This is a genomic window from Streptomyces sp. NBC_01451, from assembly GCF_036227485.1.
Taxonomy (GTDB): Bacteria; Actinomycetota; Actinomycetes; order Streptomycetales; family Streptomycetaceae; genus Streptomyces.
Genome location: NZ_CP109479.1, coordinates 7548863 through 7565478 on the forward strand (window position 1 = coordinate 7548863; position 16616 = coordinate 7565478).

Below are 16616 nucleotides of genomic sequence, written 5' to 3' on the forward strand. Positions count from 1 at the left end.
ATACGAAGCGGGCCGCCCGAGTGCTCAATCGAGCCACGTCGCGCCCGTCACAAAGCGCCCCTCAACACGACCCCACCCCCGCGAAGAACGGGGTCTGGGCAACGTCTAGAGTGGCGTGGTAAGCGCGAGCCTTTACCGGGACTTCACAGCCGGGGGCTTGTTGGAATGTCTCTGTCAGGGGTGTGCGTGACGGCCGTTGAATCCCGTCCAGCGGGGATGACCGGGACGAGCCAGAACCCGAGCCGCCGGCCGTTCGGGGCCCGGGTCATGGCGTTCGTGGCTCTCACGAAGCCGCGGATCATCGAACTGCTACTCATCACCACGGTTCCGGTGATGTTCCTGGCGGAGCAGGGTGTACCGGACCTGGGACTGGTCCTCCTCACCTGCCTCGGCGGCTATCTCTCCGCCGGTGGCGCGAACGCGCTCAACATGTACATCGACCGTGACATCGACGCGCTCATGGACCGCACCTCGCAGCGCCCGCTGGTCACCGGGATGGTCAGCCCGCGCGAGTGCCTGGTCTTCGGCGTCACCCTCGCGGTCGTCTCGACGCTTCTCTTCGGTCTCACGGTCAACTGGCTGTCGGCCTGGCTGTCGCTGGGCGCGCTCCTCTTCTACGTGGTCGTCTACACGATGATCCTCAAGCGGCGTACGTCGCAGAACATCGTGTGGGGCGGCATCGCGGGCTGCATGCCGGTCCTCATCGGCTGGTCGGCCGTCACGGACTCGCTCTCCTGGGCGCCGGTCATCCTCTTCCTGGTCATCTTCTTCTGGACCCCGCCGCACTACTGGCCGCTGTCCATGAAGGTGAAGGACGACTACGCGCGCGTGGGCGTGCCGATGCTCCCGGTCATCGCCTCCAACAAGACGGTCGCCCGGCAGATCGTGGCGTACAGCTGGGCGATGGTCTTCGTGTCCCTGCTGCTCACCCCGCTCGGCTACACCGGCTGGTTCTACACGGTGGTCGCGCTGGCGGCCGGTGGCTGGTGGCTGTGGGAGGCGCATGCCTTGCAGGGGCGTGCGCGGACCGAGGCGACGGGCGGCAAGCTCAAGGAGATGCGGCTGTTCCACTGGTCGATCACCTATGTGTCGCTGCTGTTCGTGGCTGTCGCGGTGGATCCCTTCCTCCGGTGACGTTTCGGTAGTCGGCCGCGGCGCCGTCGTGGCTGGTCGCGCGGTTCCCCGCGCCCCTTCAGGGCGCCCTCGTCACCCGTGTCGCGTGGGCAAGGCCACTTCCCCCTGCCGTCGCCAGTCGATCTACTCGTCGGTAGCATCCTCGGTATGGCAGATACACGAGGACGCAGGGCGGCCAAGCTCGCCAAGCAGATCGACGGCTTCGCCAAGCAGCACGGCGGTGCCGAGGGGCAGGTGGCGTACATCGGGGAGCGCGGGGCCCGGATCGTGCTCGTCGGCGAGGACGGCGGCTGGGGCGACCTCGTGGCCCCCACGTACGCGATCGCCCGGCAGGCCGTCGAGAAGGCCGGCATCACCGTCCACGAGGACTTCGACGGCGAGTTCGCGGCCAAGGTGACCACCGGGCCGTACGAGTGGACGCGCATGGCGGGGATCCAGTTGGGCGGGCCGTCCAACGGCTGAGTGACCGGCCCGGGGGCACGGGGCCGTAACACCATGCGGCTCCGCCGTGCGGGCGCGACAGGCCACAGACGGCCCGCGCCCTGTCCGAAACCCGTACCTCTTCCGGCTTTGCCCGCGGCGCGCTTCCCACGGGGTGTGCGGCAGCAACACCTGATTGTCGGTTCACCCGTTAGGACCTTGGGAACACACGGTCCAGACACGGGGAGCCCGGATGATCGAAACGCCTTCCCTCGTGGACCAGTACTGCCACGGCGTACTGAGGACGGAGCTGGGTCTCGGTACCTTCGAGGCCCAGCTCGCGCGTACCGAGGGGCCGCCCGCCGCCGGTACCACCCTCTTCGACACCCAGACCGGGTTCGCCGTACGCCGCTGGTGCCCCCCGCTGCTCGGCCTGGAACCGCATGCCTCCCCCGCCCGCTATCTCGCCCGGCGCCGTGAACTCGGCGTACTGGAATCGGGTCGGCGGTTGCTGCGGGGGAGCGGAATCACGACATATCTGGTCGATGCCGGGCTGCCCGGCGACCTCACCGGGCCCGCTGAGATGGCCTCCGCCGGGGCCGCCGACGCCCACGAGATCGTCCGGCTCGAACTCCTCGCCGAACAGGTGGCCGACACCTCCGGCACCGTCGAGTCCTTCCTCGCCAACCTCGCCGAGTCGGTGCACGGCGCGGCGACGAGCGCCGTGGCCTTCACCTCCGTGGCGGGCGTACGGCACGGACTGGCGCTGGCGCCCGATCCGCCCGGGCCGGGGGAGGTCCGGGGCGCGGCGGGCCGCTGGCTGGCCGGGCGCCGGGTCGGCGGGGCGCTCAGCGACCCGGTGCTGCTGCGCCACCTGCTGTGGATCGCGGTCGCCTCGGGCCTGCCGCTCCAGCTGCACGCCGGACTGGGCGAACCGGGCTTACGCATCGACCGCACCGACCCGGTCCTGCTCACGGACTTCGTCCGCGCCACGGCCGGGCTCGGCACCGACCTGGTGCTGCTGCACGGGTACCCGTACCACCGCCACGCGGCCCATCTCGCCGGTGTCTTCCCGCATGTGTACGCCGACCTGGGCGCCGCCCTGGTCCGTACGGGCGCCCGGGCCGCCGCCGTCCTCGCCGAGATCCTCGAACTCGCCCCCTTCGGCAAGATCATCTTCTCCAGTGGCGCCCACGGCCTGCCCGAACTCCATGTGGTGGGCGCCCGACTCTTCCGCGAGGCGCTCGGCCAGGTGCTCGGCGGCTGGGTCGCCGAGGGGGCGTGGTCGCTGGGGGACGCGCAGCGGGTGGCGGGACTGATCGCGGCGGGCAACGCGCGGCGCGTGTACGGACTGGGGTGAGTTGTAAGACTGGGCTCATGACCACACACGGGACTCGGACGGATGCCCTGACCGACGCCTTGCTGGACCGCTTCCTGGGGGAGCTGCGAGCGCTCTCCCCGGTCGCCGTCTGGGCACACGGATCGCTTGCCGGCGGCGACTACCAGGAGGGCCGCAGCGACCTCGACCTGATCGCCGTCCTGGAGGGGCCGATCGGGCCGGGCACCGCCTGGAAGGTGGCCGAACTGCACGCCCGGCTGCGCACCCACCCGCTCGCCCCGCTGCTGCACTGCACCTACCTGACCGGCATGACGACGGGCAATCCCGAGCGGCGACACCTCACCTGGGCGCACAGCCAGCTGTTCCGGCGGACCGTGTCCCCGGTGACCCGGCGCGAGCTGCACGCCTTCGGACGGGTGCTGTACGGGAAGGCTCCCGGGGAGCTGCTTCCGGTGGTGCCGGACCGGCAGTTGACCGACTACGTCGTGCGCGACCTGCGCGACAACTACCGACCGGCCGTGGACAAGGCCCGGCTCTGGACGCGGGACGTCTGGGTCGACCTGGGGCTGGTCACCTTCGCCCGGGCGACCATGACCCTGAGGGAGGGCACCCTGATCTCGAAGCGGGAGGCGCTGGACCTGCTGCCGGGGCTTGGGGCGCCCGTGGAGGTCGTCGAGGACATCGCGCGGCGGCGGTACGGGCAGGAGGCCCGGCCGGTCGAGGAGGGGTGGCGTGAGCGGCGTGCGGAGCTGACGCGGGGCTACCTGGGCGCCGCGATCGACCGCCTGGTGACCTCGTACACGTGACCTCGCAGAACACGTGACGTCGCAGAACCGGTGACCTGTGACGGGCACGCACGCGTGCGTCACGTTTTCGGGCTTACGCGCGCGTGCCGGCCGTCGCCTCGGTCGCGGGGCCGGGCACGTCGGCCAGGGAGGCCGTCCCGGGGCGCTCGCGCAGGGCGAACAGGACGCGCAGGACCGCGATCCACACCAGCGCGGAGCCGAGCATGTGCAGGCCGACCAGGACCTCGGGGAGGTTGGTGAAGTACTGGACGTACCCGATGACGCCCTGGGCGAGCAGGACCAGGAACAGGTCCCGGGTGCGGTCCAGCGGGCCCTTGGGGGCGTCGACGGCCTTCAGGACGAACCACAGGGCGAACGTCAGGGTCACCACGATCCAGGCGAGCACCGCGTGCAGCTTGCTGACGTTCTCCCAGTCGAGCGGCATGCGCTCGATCTCGCTGGAGTCGCCCGCGTGCGGGCCCGACCCGGTCACCACCGTGCCGACGGCGATCAGCAGGACCGTGGCGGCCACCAGGAACCACACCAGCTGCTGTACGGCCCTGCCGACCAGCGGCTGAGGCGTCCCGTCGCCCTCCTGCGTGCGCTGCCACATCACCGCGGCGACCGCGATCAGGGCGGAGGACAGCAGGAAGTGGGCCGCGACCGTGTACGGGTTGAGGCCGACCAGCACGACGATGCCGCCGAGCACCGCGTTGCTCATGACGACCCAGAACTGCGCCCAGCCCAGCCGGGTCAGGCTGCGGCGGTACGGCTTCTCCGAACGGGCGGCGATGATCGCCCAGCCGACCGCCGCGCACAGCACGTACGTCAGCATGCGGTTGGTGAACTCGATGACGCCGTGCACGCCCATCGCGCTGGTCGTCGTCAGCGAGTCGTCGGTGCACTTGGGCCAGGTCGGGCAGCCGAGGCCCGACCCGGTGAGCCGTACAGCACCCCCGGTGACCACGATGACCACCGACATGACGAGCGCGGCGAGCGCCGCACGCCGCACGGTACGGGGGGTCGGCGTCCAGCGGGCGGCGATGAAGGCGAGCGGGTTCCGCAGGGCGGACAGGGCCTCGGCGGGGGTCATCTTTGGCACGCGTCCCATCGTAGGCGGCTGCTTGTGCACGCTTTCACGAGGGGTCCCCCGGGCTCCTTGGTCACTCCCCGCCCGCTCTTGGCTCACTCCCAGCGGAAGAACCGCCCCGCCGCCGCCAGCCCCACGACCGCCCACACCGCGAGGATCCCCAGGTCGCCCCACGGCATCCCGGAGCCGTCCCGCAGTACGTCCCGCAGGCCGTCCGACAGGGCCGAGATCGGGAGCAGGGCCAGCACGTCCTGGGCGCCGGACGGGAACTTGTCCAGGGGGACGATCACCCCGCCGCCCACCAGGAGCAGCAGGAAGACGAGGTTCGCGGCGGCCAGGGTGGCCTCCGCCTTCAGGGTGCCCGCCATCAGCAGGCCCAGGCCCGAGAAGGCGGCGGTGCCGAGGAGGAGCAGGAGGAGTACGGCGAAGGGGTTGCCGTGCGGGGACCAGCCGAGCGCGAAGGCGATCACCGTCAGCAGGGCGACCTGGAGGATCTCCGTGACCAGTACCGACGCTGTTTTCGCCGTCATCAGGGCCCAGCGGGGGAGGGGGGAGGAGGCGAGCCGCTTCAGGACGCCGTAGCGGCGTTCGAAGCCCGTCGCGATGGCCTGGCCGGTGAAGGCCGTGGACATGACCGCGAGCGCGAGGATGCCCGGGGCGAGGAAGTCGACCGCCTTGCCGGCGCCCGTGTCGACGATGTCCACCGAGCCGAACAGCAGCAGGAGGAGAGTCGGGATGACCACCGTCAGCAGCAGCTGTTCGCCGTTGCGCAGCAGCATCCTCGTCTCCAGGGCGGCCTGCGCCCCGATCATGCGGGGGAGCGGGGCGGCGCCGGGCTGCGGGGTGTACGTACCTGTACCGCCGCCGGTGGTGGTCATGAACGCAGCTCCTTGCCGGTCAGCTCGAGAAAAACGTCTTCCAGGGTGTGCCGTTCCACCGAGATCCGGTCCGGCATCACCCCGTGCTGGGCGCACCAGGACGTCACCGTCGCGAGGAGCTGCGGGTTGACCTTGCCGCCGACGCGGTAGGCGCCCGGGGTCAGCTCGGCGGCCGTGCAGTCCGCCGGGAGGGCCTTCAGCAGGGAGTGCACGTCCAGACCCGGCCGGCCCATGAAGCGCAGCGTGTTCTCGGCGCCGCCGCGGCACAGCTGTTCCGGGCTGCCCTGGGCGATGACCTTGCCGGCGTCGATGATCGCGACGTCGTCGGCGAGCTGCTCGGCCTCGTCCATGTGATGGGTGGTGAGGATGACGGAGACGCCGTCGGCGCGCAGGTCGCGGACCAGCTCCCAGGTGGCGCGGCGCGCCTGGGGATCGAGGCCGGCGGTCGGTTCGTCGAGGAAGACCAGCTCCGGGCGGCCGACGACGGCCATCGCGAGCGCCAGGCGCTGCTGCTGGCCCCCGGAGAGGCGCCGGTAGGCCGTCCGGCCGCAGCTGCCGAGGCCGAGGCGTTCGATGAGCGTGTCCACGTCGAGCGGGTGCGCGTGCAGCTTGGCCATGTGGCGGAGCATCTCGTCGGAGCGGGCACTCGGGTAGACGCCCCCGGACTGGAGCATCACGCCGACCCGGGGACGCAGGGCGGCGGCTTCCCGTACGGGGTCGAGGCCCAGGACACGCACCGTCCCGGAGTCCGGTCTGCGGTATCCCTCGCAGGTCTCGACGGTGGTCGTCTTGCCCGCGCCGTTCGGGCCGAGTACGGCGGTGATGCCCGCCAGGGCCACCAGGTCGAGGCCGTCCACCGCGGTCTTCGTGCCGTACCGCTTCACCAGGGCCTGGACCTGGACCACGGGCTCGCTTCGCATGGTTCCAGAGTCTAGGTACGGAAGGGCCGGCCCAGGTGCGCGGGGGCCGGATCAGGCGCCCGCGGGGCCCGGCTCCGGGTGTGCTCCCGTGCTGGTCCGGGGCGGTCTCTGATCGATCAAAGATCGTTTCCGCAGGTCAGGTTAGGTGAGCCTAAGTGATGCAGGGCACCGTCGAGTGGCCCGGGGGCGGCTTGCCCTGCTCTGGCGAATTACGCAACAATGGTGTTGTGAAATACGTCGGCGAGGATCGGGAGGCCCCCACGGGCGCCCCCCAGGAGGAACTCGCGACCGGTGAGCGCTCGACGCGCAACCGGGTCGCGCGGTCCATCCTGGACCACGGTCCGTCGACCGTCGCCGAGCTCGCCGGGCGCCTGGGCCTGACCCATGCGGCCGTACGGCGTCACCTGGACGCGCTGGTCGCCGACGATGTCGTGCAACCGCGCGAGCAGCGGGTCTACGGGGCGCGTACCCGTGGCCGGCCCGCCAAGGCGTTCGCGCTCACCGACTGCGGACGTGACGCCTTCGACCAGTCGTACGACAAGCTCGCCATGGACGCGCTGAGCTGGATCGCCGCCCGTGAGGGCGGCGACGACGCGGTGCTCGCCTTCGCGCGTGACCGGTTCGCCGAGCAGGCCGCGGGCTACCGCGGGGCCGTCGAGGCCGTCGGCCCCGAAAAGCGCGCCGAAGCCCTGGCCAAGGCCCTGAGCGCGGACGGGTACGCTGCTACGGCGCGCAGCGCACCGGTCGGAGAGCAGCTCTGCCAGCACCACTGCCCGGTGGTCCACGTCGCGGAAAAGTTCCCGCAGCTCTGTGAGGCGGAGACCGAGATCTTCTCCCAGCTGCTCGGCACGCATGTCCAGCGGCTCGCGACCATCGCCCACGGCGACGGTGTGTGCACGACATTCATCCCCAAGGCCTCGCAGGCCTCGGCCCCACCTGTTCCACCTGCTCCACAGTTGTCCACCACCACCCATAAAGCATCTGCACGTACCGCCGGGAGGAACCCAGCATGACGCTCCCCATCGAGGAGACTGCCCACCCCGAGCTCGAGGGTCTGGGCACGTACGAATACGGCTGGGCCGACTCCGACGTGGCCGGTGCCTCCGCCAAGCGCGGCATCAACGAGGACGTCGTCCGCGACATCTCGGCGAAGAAGTCCGAGCCGGAGTGGATGACCAAGCTGCGTCTCAAGGGCCTGCGCCTCTTCGACAAGAAGCCCATGCCGAACTGGGGCTCGGACCTGTCGGGGATCGACTTCGACAACATCAAGTACTTCGTGCGCTCCACGGAGAAGCAGGCGGAGTCCTGGGAGGACCTGCCCGAGGACATCAAGAACACGTACGACAGGCTCGGCATCCCCGAGGCGGAGAAGCAGCGCCTCGTCGCCGGTGTCGCGGCCCAGTACGAGTCCGAGGTCGTCTACCACCAGATCCGTGAGGACCTGGAGGAGCAGGGCGTCATCTTCCTCGACACCGACACCGCGCTGAAGCAGCACCCGGAGCTCTTCAAGGAGTACTTCGGGACCGTCATCCCGGTCGGCGACAACAAGTTCGCGTCGCTGAACTCCGCGGTGTGGTCCGGCGGCTCCTTCATCTACGTGCCCAAGGGCGTGCAGGTCGAGATCCCGCTCCAGGCCTACTTCCGTATCAACACGGAGAACATGGGCCAGTTCGAGCGGACCCTGATCATCGTCGACGAGGGTGCCTACGTGCACTACGTCGAGGGCTGTACGGCGCCGATCTACAAGTCGGACTCCCTGCACAGCGCGGTCGTCGAGATCATCGTCAAGAAGAACGCCCGCTGCCGCTACACGACCATCCAGAACTGGTCGAACAACGTCTACAACCTGGTCACCAAGCGCGCCGTGGCGTACGAGGGCGCGACCATGGAGTGGATCGACGGCAACATCGGCTCCAAGGTGACGATGAAGTACCCGGCCGTCTACCTGATGGGCGAGCACGCCAAGGGCGAGACCCTCTCCATCGCCTTCGCGGGCGAGGGCCAGCACCAGGACGCCGGCTCCAAGATGGTCCACATGGCGCCGAACACCTCGTCGAACATCGTGTCGAAGTCCGTTGCGCGCGGTGGCGGCCGTACGTCCTACCGCGGTCTCGTCGAGATCGGCGAGGGCGCCCACGGCTCCAAGTCCAACGTGCTGTGCGACGCGCTGCTGGTGGACACCATCTCCCGCTCCGACACGTACCCGTACGTCGACGTGCGCGAGGACGACGTGTCCATGGGCCACGAGGCGACCGTCTCCAAGGTCTCCGACGACCAGCTCTTCTACCTGATGAGCCGCGGTATGTCCGAGTTCGAGGCGATGGCGATGATCGTGCGCGGCTTCGTCGAGCCGATCGCCAAGGAACTGCCCATGGAGTACGCGCTGGAACTCAACCGGCTGATCGAGCTCCAGATGGAAGGCTCCGTCGGCTGACGGGCCGACCGTCCTCCCCATCAAGCCACTTACGCAGGAAAGCGAGCAGACCGACAGCCATGGCTGAGGTTCAGAACATTCCGGTGGGGTCCACCACCGCCGGCTCGATCGCGGTCGCGGCCGAGTCGACCGTTGCCACGCGCATGAGCGCGCCCCCCTCCTTCGATGTGGCGGACTTCCCCGTCCCCCACGGCCGCGAGGAGGAGTGGCGGTTCACCCCGCTGGAGCGCCTGCGCGGGCTGCACGACGGCACCGCCGTCGCCACCGGCACCGGCGTGAAGGTGGACGTCCAGGCACCCGAGGGCGTCACCGTCGAGGCCGTCGGCCGTGACGACGCGCGCCTCGGGCGGGCCGGCACCCCCGTGGACCGCGTCGCCGCCCAGGCGTACAGCTCCTTCGAGGCGGCCGGTGTGATCACCGTCCCCAAGGAGATGGTCCTCGCCGAGCCGATCCGCGTCGCCGTGCACGGCGAGGGCGGGGTGCGCTACGGCCACCAGCTCATCGAGCTGGGCGCCTTCGCCGAAGCCGTCGTGATCATCGACCACACCGGTGACGCCGTGATCGCCGCCAACGTCGAGTACGTCCTCGGCGACGGCGCCAAGCTCACCGTCGTCTCCATCCAGGACTGGGACGACAAGGCCGTGCACGTCGCCCAGCACAGCGCGCTGATCGGCCGCGACGCCACCTTCAAGTCCTTCGTGGTCACCTTCGGCGGCGACCTCGTACGCCTCCACCCGCGCGTCTCCTACGCCGGCCCCGGCGGCGAGGCCGAGCTGTTCGGCCTGTACTTCACGGACGCCGGCCAGCACCAGGAGCACCGTCTCCTGGTCGACCACAACACCCCGCACTGCAAGTCGAACGTCGCCTACAAGGGCGCGCTCCAGGGCGAGGGCGCCCACGCCGTGTGGATCGGCGACGTGCTCATCGAGGCCAAGGCCGAGGGCACCGACACCTACGAGCTGAACCGCAACCTGGTTCTCACGGACGGCGCCCGCGTGGACTCCGTACCGAACCTCGAGATCGAGACCGGTGAGATCGTCGGCGCCGGGCACGCGAGTGCCACCGGGCGGTTCGACGACGAGCAGCTGTTCTACCTGATGGCCCGCGGCATCCCGGCCGACGAGGCCCGTCGGCTGGTCGTCCGGGGCTTCTTCGCCGAGCTGGTCCAGCAGATCGGCGTCGACGACATCGAGCAGCGCCTTCTCACGAAGATCGACGAGGAGCTGGAGGCGTCGGTCTGATGTCCACCACCTTTGTGCGGGCCTGTGGGCTGAGCGAGCTGGAGGAGGACACCCCGAAGCGGGTGGAACTCGACGGCACGCCGGTCTCGGTCGTCCGTACCGAGGGCGAGGTGTTCGCGATCCACGACATCTGCTCGCACGCGAACGTCTCGCTCTCCGAGGGCGAGGTGGAGGACTGTCAGATCGAGTGCTGGCTGCACGGCTCCAGCTTCGACCTCCGCACCGGCAAGCCGTCCGGCCTTCCCGCGACGCGCCCCGTCCCCGTATACCCCGTAAAGATCGAAGGGGACGACGTGCTCGTCTCCCTCACCCAGGAGTCCTGAGGAACCCATGGCAACGCTTGAAATCCACGACCTGCACGTCACCGTCGAGGCCGACAACGCCACGAAGGAGATCCTCAAGGGCGTCGACCTCACCGTGAAGCAGGGCGAGACCCACGCCATCATGGGCCCCAACGGCTCCGGCAAGTCGACCCTCGCCTACTCGCTCGCCGGTCACCCGAAGTACACGATCACCGGCGGCACCGTCACCCTCGACGGCGAGGACGTCCTGGAGATGTCCGTCGACGAGCGCGCCCGCGCGGGCCTGTTCCTGGCGATGCAGTACCCGGTCGAGATCCCCGGTGTCTCCGTCTCCAACTTCCTTCGTACGTCCGCCACCGCCATCCGCGGTGAGGCGCCGAAGCTGCGCCTGTGGGTGAAGGAGGTCAAGGAGGCCATGCAGCGTCTCAACATGGACCCCTCCTTCGCCGAGCGCAACGTCAACGAGGGCTTCTCCGGCGGTGAGAAGAAGCGCCACGAGATCCTCCAGCTGGAGCTCCTCAAGCCGAAGATCGCGGTCCTCGACGAGACGGACTCCGGTCTGGACGTCGACGCCCTGCGCATCGTCTCCGAGGGCGTCAACCGCGTCCGCGAGAGCGGCGAGGTCGGCACTCTGCTGATCACGCACTACACGCGCATCCTGCGCTACATCAAGCCCGACCACGTGCACGTCTTCTCCGGCGGCCGGATCGTCGAGTCGGGTGGCCCCGAGCTCGCCGACAAGCTGGAGAACGAGGGCTACGAGTCGTACGACGTGAAGGGTGGCGCATCCGCGTGACACAGTTGCCGGGCCTCCTCGACACCGAGGCGATCCGTAAGGACTTCCCGATCCTCGACCGGGTGATCCACGACGGCAAGAAGCTCGTTTACCTGGACAACGCGGCGACCTCGCAGACGCCCCGCCAGGTGATCGACACTCTCTCCGAGTACTACGAGCAGCACAACGCCAACGTGCACCGTGGCATCCATGTGCTCGCGGAGGAGGCCACGGCGCTGTACGAGGGCGCGCGCGACAAGGTCGCCGCGTTCATCAACGCGCCCAGCCGCGACGAGGTGATCTTCACGAAGAACGCCTCCGAGTCGCTCAACCTCGTGGCCAACATGCTGGGCTGGGCCGACGAGCCCTACCGGGTCGACCACGAGACCGAGATCGTCATCACGGAGATGGAGCACCACTCCAACATCGTGCCGTGGCAGCTGCTCGCGCAGCGCACGGGCGCGAAGCTGAAGTGGTTCGGCCTGACCGACGACGGGCGCCTCGACCTCTCGAACATAGACGAGGTCATCACCGAGAAGACCAAGATCGTCTCCTTCGTGCTGGTCTCCAACATCCTGGGCACGGTCAACCCGGTCGAGAAGATCGTGCGCCGCGCTCAGGAGGTCGGGGCCCTGGTCCTGATCGACGCCTCGCAGGCCGCCCCGCACATGCCCTTGGACGTCCAGGCCCTCCAGGCCGACTTCGTCGCCTTCACCGGCCACAAGATGTGCGGCCCGACGGGCATCGGGGTGCTGTGGGGCCGCCAGGAGCTGCTGGAGGACCTCCCGCCGTTCCTGGGCGGCGGCGAGATGATCGAGACCGTGTCGATGCACTCGTCGACCTACGCTCCCGCCCCGCACAAGTTCGAGGCGGGCACTCCGCCGATCGCCCAGGCGGTCGGTCTCGGTGCGGCGATCGACTATCTCTCCGCGATCGGCATGGACAAGATCCTCGCCCATGAGCACGCGCTCACCGAGTACGCGGTGAAGCGGCTCGGCGAGGTCCCCGACCTGCGGATCATCGGCCCGACCACGGCCGAGGACCGGGGCGCGGCGATCTCCTTCACGCTCGGTGACATCCACCCGCACGACGTGGGCCAGGTCCTCGACGAGCAGGGCATCGCGGTCCGTGTCGGTCACCACTGTGCCCGGCCGGTCTGCCTGCGCTACGGAATTCCTGCGACCACGCGAGCGTCGTTCTATCTGTACTCCACGCCGACCGAGATCGATGCGCTGATCGACGGGCTGGAGCACGTACGGAACTTCTTCGGCTGAGGAGCTGGCTGAGTCGTGAAGCTTGATTCGATGTACCAGGAAGTCATCCTGGACCACTACAAGCACCCGCACGGGCGCGGTCTCCGGGATGGCGACGCCGAGGTGCACCACGTCAACCCGACGTGCGGCGACGAGATCACCCTGCGCGTGAAGTACGACGGCGCGACGATCAGTGATGTCTCGTACGAGGGCCAGGGGTGCTCGATCAGCCAGGCGTCGGCCTCCGTGCTGAACGAGCTCCTGGTCGGCAAGGAACTGTCCGAGGCGCAGAAGATCCAGGAGACCTTCCTGGAACTGATGCAGTCCAAGGGCCGGCTCGAACCGGACGACGCGATGGAGGAGGTGCTGGAGGACGCTGTCGCGTTCGCCGGTGTCTCCAAGTACCCCGCCCGGGTGAAGTGCGCGCTGCTCAGCTGGATGGCGTGGAAGGACGCGACGGCCCAGGCCCTGGGCTCGGACGCCGCCGAAAGGAAGACGGCATGAGCGAGACCATCGAGATGAAGCCGGCCTCGGAGGACGAGGTCCGCGAGGCGCTGTACGACGTCGTCGACCCCGAACTGGGCATCGACGTCGTCAATCTGGGTCTGATCTACGGCATCCACATCGACGACGCGAACATCGCGACGATCGACATGACCCTGACGTCGGCGGCCTGCCCGCTCACGGACGTCATCGAGGACCAGGCCAAGTCCGCCACGGACGGCATCGTCAACGAACTGCGCATCAACTGGGTGTGGATGCCGCCGTGGGGCCCGGACAAGATCACCGACGACGGGCGGGACCAGCTCCGGGCGCTCGGGTTCAACGTCTGAGGTTCGGTCCTCTCCCGCACCGCGTACGAAAGCGGCGGCACCCTCTCGGGTGCCGCCGCTTTCGTCGTGTCTCAGGCCAGCGGGTTCACGACGCGGAAGGCGAAGTCCTGGCGGTTCGTGGTGTTGTAGCCCCACGGGTCCAGACGTATCTGGAAGTCCTTCTGGCGCAGCGCGTAGTTGGGGTAGTTCACGGACTGGAACAGCACCGCGTCCGAATACCCCGCGTACGCGGCGCAGAAGGTGGCGTCCTGCTTGAACAGCGCGGAGCCGTCGTTGCCTTCGGCGCGCAGGATGAAGTTGCGGTGGCGCAGGTACTTGCCGTCGTGCGTCTTGAACGAGTAGCAGGAGCTGTTGGACAGCCCCTTGACGGCGTCGAAGGTGGAGTCCTCGCGGGATTCCGAGCCGCGGACCTGGTCGAGCTTCACCAGGCCGTCTGACACGTGCCAGTAGCGGCCGGGGTAGCTGGCCGCCTCGACGGACTTCCAGATGTGCGACCCCGACTGTCCACCAGGAGCGGCGGAGGACTTGCCGGGGGACGGGGAGGTGGCGGGCTTCGCGGGAGTCTCCTTGGCGGGCGCGGAGGCGGAGCCCTTGACGTCCGGCGCGGGGGCCGCGGCGGACGGCGAGGCCGATGTGGTCGGCTGGGCCGACGACAGGCCGCTCTTTCCGTTCGGCGGTGTGTCCTCGGACGCCGACGGGGAGGCGAAGGTGAGGAGACCGGGGTACGTCGAACCGGGCGAGGGCACGGGGGCCTTCGCCACGGGCACCGGTTCCTCGGCCTGCTGGTCCGTGACGATGATCGCGGTCACACAGGCGGCCACGACCGACAGGGCCAGGGTGCCCGCCATCCAGAGCCGTCGCGTCCCGGGCACACGCGAGGTGTCCGGGGCCCAGCCGTTCTCCCACGGTTGAGTCGGGATGAGCCGGGGCTTTTCTTCTGCCATGCGCTGTTCCTCCGGCGTCGCCTGTGGCGAACGTGTGAACGAGTGGTTGAAACAGTAATGGACGCGAGGCTAGGTGACGTCCAGTGCCGTGAGAAGGGTTGTTTCCTCAATGAGACCGGGGGCCGGGGGAGTTGGTGGCGAGGTGCGGAGTGAGGGTGGGTTTGGGCAGTTGCTGTGTACGGACGTACGCATCGATGCGTACACTCGTACACATGGGATATGTGTTGCTGGTCGGAGCCATCGCCGCCGAGGTGGGTGCCACGACCGCCATGAAGTACAGCGACGGTTTCAGCAGGTTGTGGCCCTCCGTGCTGACCGGCCTGGGGTATGCCGTCGCTTTCGTGCTGCTCGCACAGACGCTGAAGACCGTCTCCGTCGGAACGGCGTACGCGATCTGGTCGGGGATCGGGACGGCGGCTGTCGCGACGATCGGGGCGGTGTTCCTCGGGGAGGGCATGAGTGTGACGAAGGTCGCGGGAATCGTGCTCATCATCGGCGGGGTCGTCGTGCTCAACATGGGTGGTGCGCACTGATGGTGCGGCGGTACGACCCCGAGCGGCGCCAGCGGATCATCGACGCGGCGATCCGGGTGGTGGGGGAGAAGGGCATCGCCGGACTGAGCCATCGGTCGGTGGCGGCGGAGGCGGATGTGCCGCTGGGGTCCACGACGTATCACTTCAGCACCCTCGACGAACTGCTCGTCGCCGCGCTCAGGCAGGCGAACGAGGGCTTCGCGAAGGTGGTGGCCGCGCGGGGCGGGCTGCGGGACGACCGGGCCGATCTGGCGGGGGAGCTTGCCGGGCTGCTGGGGGAGTGGCTGTCGGGGGACCGGGCGGGGGTCGAGCTGGAGTGCGAGCTGTATCTGGCGGCGCTCCGGCGGCCGGCGCTGCGGTCCGTTGCCGCCGAATGGGCCGAGGGGGTCGCCGAGTTGCTGGGCGGGCGGACGGACGCGGTCACCGCGCGGGCGCTGGTGGCGGTGATGGACGGGATCTGTCTCCAGGTGCTGCTCACGGGCGGTGTCTACGACGAGGGGTTCGCCCGGGAGGTGTTCGGGAGGGTGCTGCGGGTCTGACGCGGGAGGGTTTCCGTCCCCGCCGCCCGTGCCCGTCCCCTCCTCGGGGGTCCGCCCCCGAACGCCCGCTCCTGGAACGCCGGAGGGGCTGGATGATGCCTGCCGGGGGACTGTGACCGGCCCTTGAGATCCGTTCCGTGCTGGTTCGCCCCTGCGGGCTCGGGCAAGTTAGGTTTTCTCCATGACCGACACGACTGCTTCCCGCACCACCGGCGCCGTGGCCGCCGGGCTTGCCACCGTCGCCGCCGACGGCACCGTTCTCGACACCTGGTTCCCCGCCCCCGAACTGTCCGCCGAGCCCGGCCCCGCCGGTACCGAGCGGCTGTCCGTCGAGCGGGCCGTCGAGGCGCTCGGCGAGGGTGCGGCGAAAGCGGTCGGACCGGACGCGCGCCGGGGCGTCGAGGTGGTCGCCGTCCGTACGGTCATCGCCTCCCTCGACGACAAGCCGCTCGACGCGCACGACGTCTACCTCCGCCTCCACCTGCTCTCGCACCGGCTCGTGAAGCCGCACGGGCAGTCCCTGGACGGCATGTTCGCCCACCTCGCCAACGTCGCCTGGACCTCGCTCGGCCCGGTCGCGGTGGACGACGTCGAGAAGGTGCGGCTCAACGCCCGCGCCGAGGGCCTGCACCTCCAGGTCACGTCCATCGACAAGTTCCCCCGCATGACCGACTACGTGGCTCCCAAGGGCGTCCGCATCGCCGACGCCGACCGGGTGCGCCTCGGCGCGCACCTCGCCGAGGGCACGACCGTCATGCACGAGGGCTTCGTCAACTTCAACGCGGGCACGCTCGGTACGTCGATGGTCGAGGGCCGCGTCTCCGCCGGAGTCGTGGTCGGCGACGGTTCCGACATCGGCGGCGGTGCCTCGACGATGGGCACGCTGTCCGGTGGCGGCCAGGTCCGTATCACCATCGGCGAGCGCTGCCTGGTGGGCGCCGAGGCCGGCGTGGGAATCGCGCTCGGCGACGAGTGCGTGGTCGAGGCCGGGCTGTACGTCACCGCCGGCACCCTCGTCACCATGCCCGACGGACAGATCGTCAAGGCCCGTGAACTCTCCGGCGCCTCCCACATCCTCTTCCGCCGCAACTCCGTCACGGGCAGGGTCGAGGCCCGTCCGAACAACGCGGTCTGGGGCGGCCTGAACGAGGTCCTGCACAGCCACAACTGACGTACGCCGCCTACCCCGGCCGCGG

General features: G+C 69.4%; 19 protein-coding genes. 15 read left to right on the top strand and 4 right to left on the bottom strand.

The window, feature by feature from the left end; all coding sequences use genetic code 11:
* Nucleotides 1–180 precede the first annotated feature (180 nt).
* The 4 genes from OG595_RS33205 to OG595_RS33220 all read left to right on the top strand — a co-directional run bounded on the left by OG595_RS33205 (nt 181) and on the right by OG595_RS33220 (nt 3699).
* Entirely contained in the window at nt 181–1134 is a 954-nt protein-coding gene (locus tag OG595_RS33205) for a heme o synthase (protein ID WP_443073376.1), read from the top strand.
* Between the two features lie 147 nt (nt 1135–1281).
* Nucleotides 1282–1596, top strand: coding sequence for a hypothetical protein (locus OG595_RS33210; protein WP_329278474.1), 315 nt, complete (start codon nt 1282–1284; stop codon nt 1594–1596).
* A gap of 211 nt (nt 1597–1807) precedes the next feature.
* Nucleotides 1808–2914 (top strand): amidohydrolase family protein, encoded by a 1107-nt coding sequence (locus OG595_RS33215; protein ID WP_329278475.1) that lies wholly within the window; start codon nt 1808–1810, stop codon nt 2912–2914.
* Nucleotides 2915–2931: 17 nt separating this feature from the next.
* Complete coding sequence (locus OG595_RS33220; protein WP_329278477.1) at nt 2932–3699, top strand: nucleotidyltransferase domain-containing protein; 768 nt, start codon at nt 2932–2934, stop codon at nt 3697–3699.
* A 73-nt stretch (nt 3700–3772) separates the two neighbouring features.
* On the opposite strand, the gene OG595_RS33225 is transcribed toward OG595_RS33220, so the two are convergent.
* The 3 genes from OG595_RS33225 to OG595_RS33235 all read right to left on the bottom strand — a co-directional run bounded on the left by OG595_RS33225 (nt 3773) and on the right by OG595_RS33235 (nt 6566).
* Nucleotides 3773–4789: a COX15/CtaA family protein gene (locus OG595_RS33225; RefSeq protein WP_329278479.1), complete on the bottom strand. Its 1017-nt coding sequence runs from the start codon at nt 4787–4789 to the stop codon at nt 3773–3775.
* A gap of 74 nt (nt 4790–4863) precedes the next feature.
* Nucleotides 4864–5646 (bottom strand): ABC transporter permease, encoded by a 783-nt coding sequence (locus OG595_RS33230; RefSeq protein ID WP_329278481.1) that lies wholly within the window; start codon nt 5644–5646, stop codon nt 4864–4866.
* A complete protein-coding gene (locus OG595_RS33235) occupies nt 5643–6566 on the bottom strand; it encodes an ABC transporter ATP-binding protein (protein ID WP_329278483.1) in 924 nt (307 codons plus the stop codon). The genes OG595_RS33230 and OG595_RS33235 overlap by 4 nt, the downstream gene beginning before the upstream one ends.
* Nucleotides 6567–6793: 227 nt before the next feature.
* On the opposite strand from OG595_RS33235, the gene OG595_RS33240 reads away from it, so the two are divergent.
* Genes OG595_RS33240 through OG595_RS33275 form a run of 8 tightly spaced genes read left to right on the top strand, consistent with a single transcriptional unit; the run spans nt 6794 to nt 13404 of the window.
* Entirely contained in the window at nt 6794–7579 is a 786-nt protein-coding gene (locus tag OG595_RS33240; protein ID WP_329278485.1) for a helix-turn-helix transcriptional regulator, read from the top strand.
* Nucleotides 7576–9000 (top strand): Fe-S cluster assembly protein SufB, encoded by a 1425-nt coding sequence (sufB, locus tag OG595_RS33245; RefSeq protein WP_329278487.1) that lies wholly within the window; start codon nt 7576–7578, stop codon nt 8998–9000. Before OG595_RS33240 ends, sufB begins: the two co-directional genes overlap by 4 nt.
* Nucleotides 9001–9059: 59 nt before the next feature.
* On the top strand, nt 9060–10241 hold the full coding sequence (sufD, locus tag OG595_RS33250) for a Fe-S cluster assembly protein SufD (protein ID WP_329278489.1): 1182 nt from the start codon (nt 9060–9062) through the stop codon (nt 10239–10241).
* The gene (locus OG595_RS33255) at nt 10241–10564 is read left to right on the top strand and encodes a non-heme iron oxygenase ferredoxin subunit (RefSeq protein WP_329278491.1); all 324 of its coding nucleotides are present in this window, start codon (nt 10241–10243) and stop codon (nt 10562–10564) included. The genes sufD and OG595_RS33255 overlap by 1 nt, the downstream gene beginning before the upstream one ends.
* 7 nt (nt 10565–10571) lie before the next feature.
* Nucleotides 10572–11339 carry a Fe-S cluster assembly ATPase SufC gene (gene sufC / locus OG595_RS33260; RefSeq protein WP_329278493.1) on the top strand — a complete coding sequence of 256 codons (768 nt, stop codon included), beginning with the start codon at nt 10572–10574 and terminating at the stop codon, nt 11337–11339.
* The gene (locus OG595_RS33265) at nt 11336–12592 is read left to right on the top strand and encodes a cysteine desulfurase (RefSeq protein ID WP_329278495.1); all 1257 of its coding nucleotides are present in this window, start codon (nt 11336–11338) and stop codon (nt 12590–12592) included. Before sufC ends, OG595_RS33265 begins: the two co-directional genes overlap by 4 nt.
* A gap of 15 nt (nt 12593–12607) precedes the next feature.
* Entirely contained in the window at nt 12608–13075 is a 468-nt protein-coding gene (gene sufU / locus OG595_RS33270) for a Fe-S cluster assembly sulfur transfer protein SufU (protein WP_329278497.1), read from the top strand.
* The gene (locus OG595_RS33275; RefSeq protein ID WP_053741509.1) at nt 13072–13404 is read left to right on the top strand and encodes a metal-sulfur cluster assembly factor; all 333 of its coding nucleotides are present in this window, start codon (nt 13072–13074) and stop codon (nt 13402–13404) included. Before sufU ends, OG595_RS33275 begins: the two co-directional genes overlap by 4 nt.
* A gap of 71 nt (nt 13405–13475) precedes the next feature.
* On the opposite strand, the gene OG595_RS33280 is transcribed toward OG595_RS33275, so the two are convergent.
* Complete coding sequence (locus OG595_RS33280) at nt 13476–14348, bottom strand: AbfB domain-containing protein (RefSeq protein ID WP_329278502.1); 873 nt, start codon at nt 14346–14348, stop codon at nt 13476–13478.
* 212 nt (nt 14349–14560) lie between these two features.
* On the opposite strand from OG595_RS33280, the gene OG595_RS33285 reads away from it, so the two are divergent.
* The 3 genes from OG595_RS33285 to dapD all read left to right on the top strand — a co-directional run bounded on the left by OG595_RS33285 (nt 14561) and on the right by dapD (nt 16591).
* On the top strand, nt 14561–14881 hold the full coding sequence (locus OG595_RS33285; RefSeq protein ID WP_164316260.1) for a DMT family transporter: 321 nt from the start codon (nt 14561–14563) through the stop codon (nt 14879–14881).
* The gene (locus OG595_RS33290; RefSeq protein ID WP_329278507.1) at nt 14881–15420 is read left to right on the top strand and encodes a TetR/AcrR family transcriptional regulator; all 540 of its coding nucleotides are present in this window, start codon (nt 14881–14883) and stop codon (nt 15418–15420) included. The genes OG595_RS33285 and OG595_RS33290 overlap by 1 nt, the downstream gene beginning before the upstream one ends.
* A gap of 181 nt (nt 15421–15601) precedes the next feature.
* Nucleotides 15602–16591, top strand: coding sequence for a 2,3,4,5-tetrahydropyridine-2,6-dicarboxylate N-succinyltransferase (dapD, locus tag OG595_RS33295; RefSeq protein WP_329278509.1), 990 nt, complete (start codon nt 15602–15604; stop codon nt 16589–16591).
* The last annotated feature ends 25 nt before the right edge of the window (nt 16592–16616 follow it).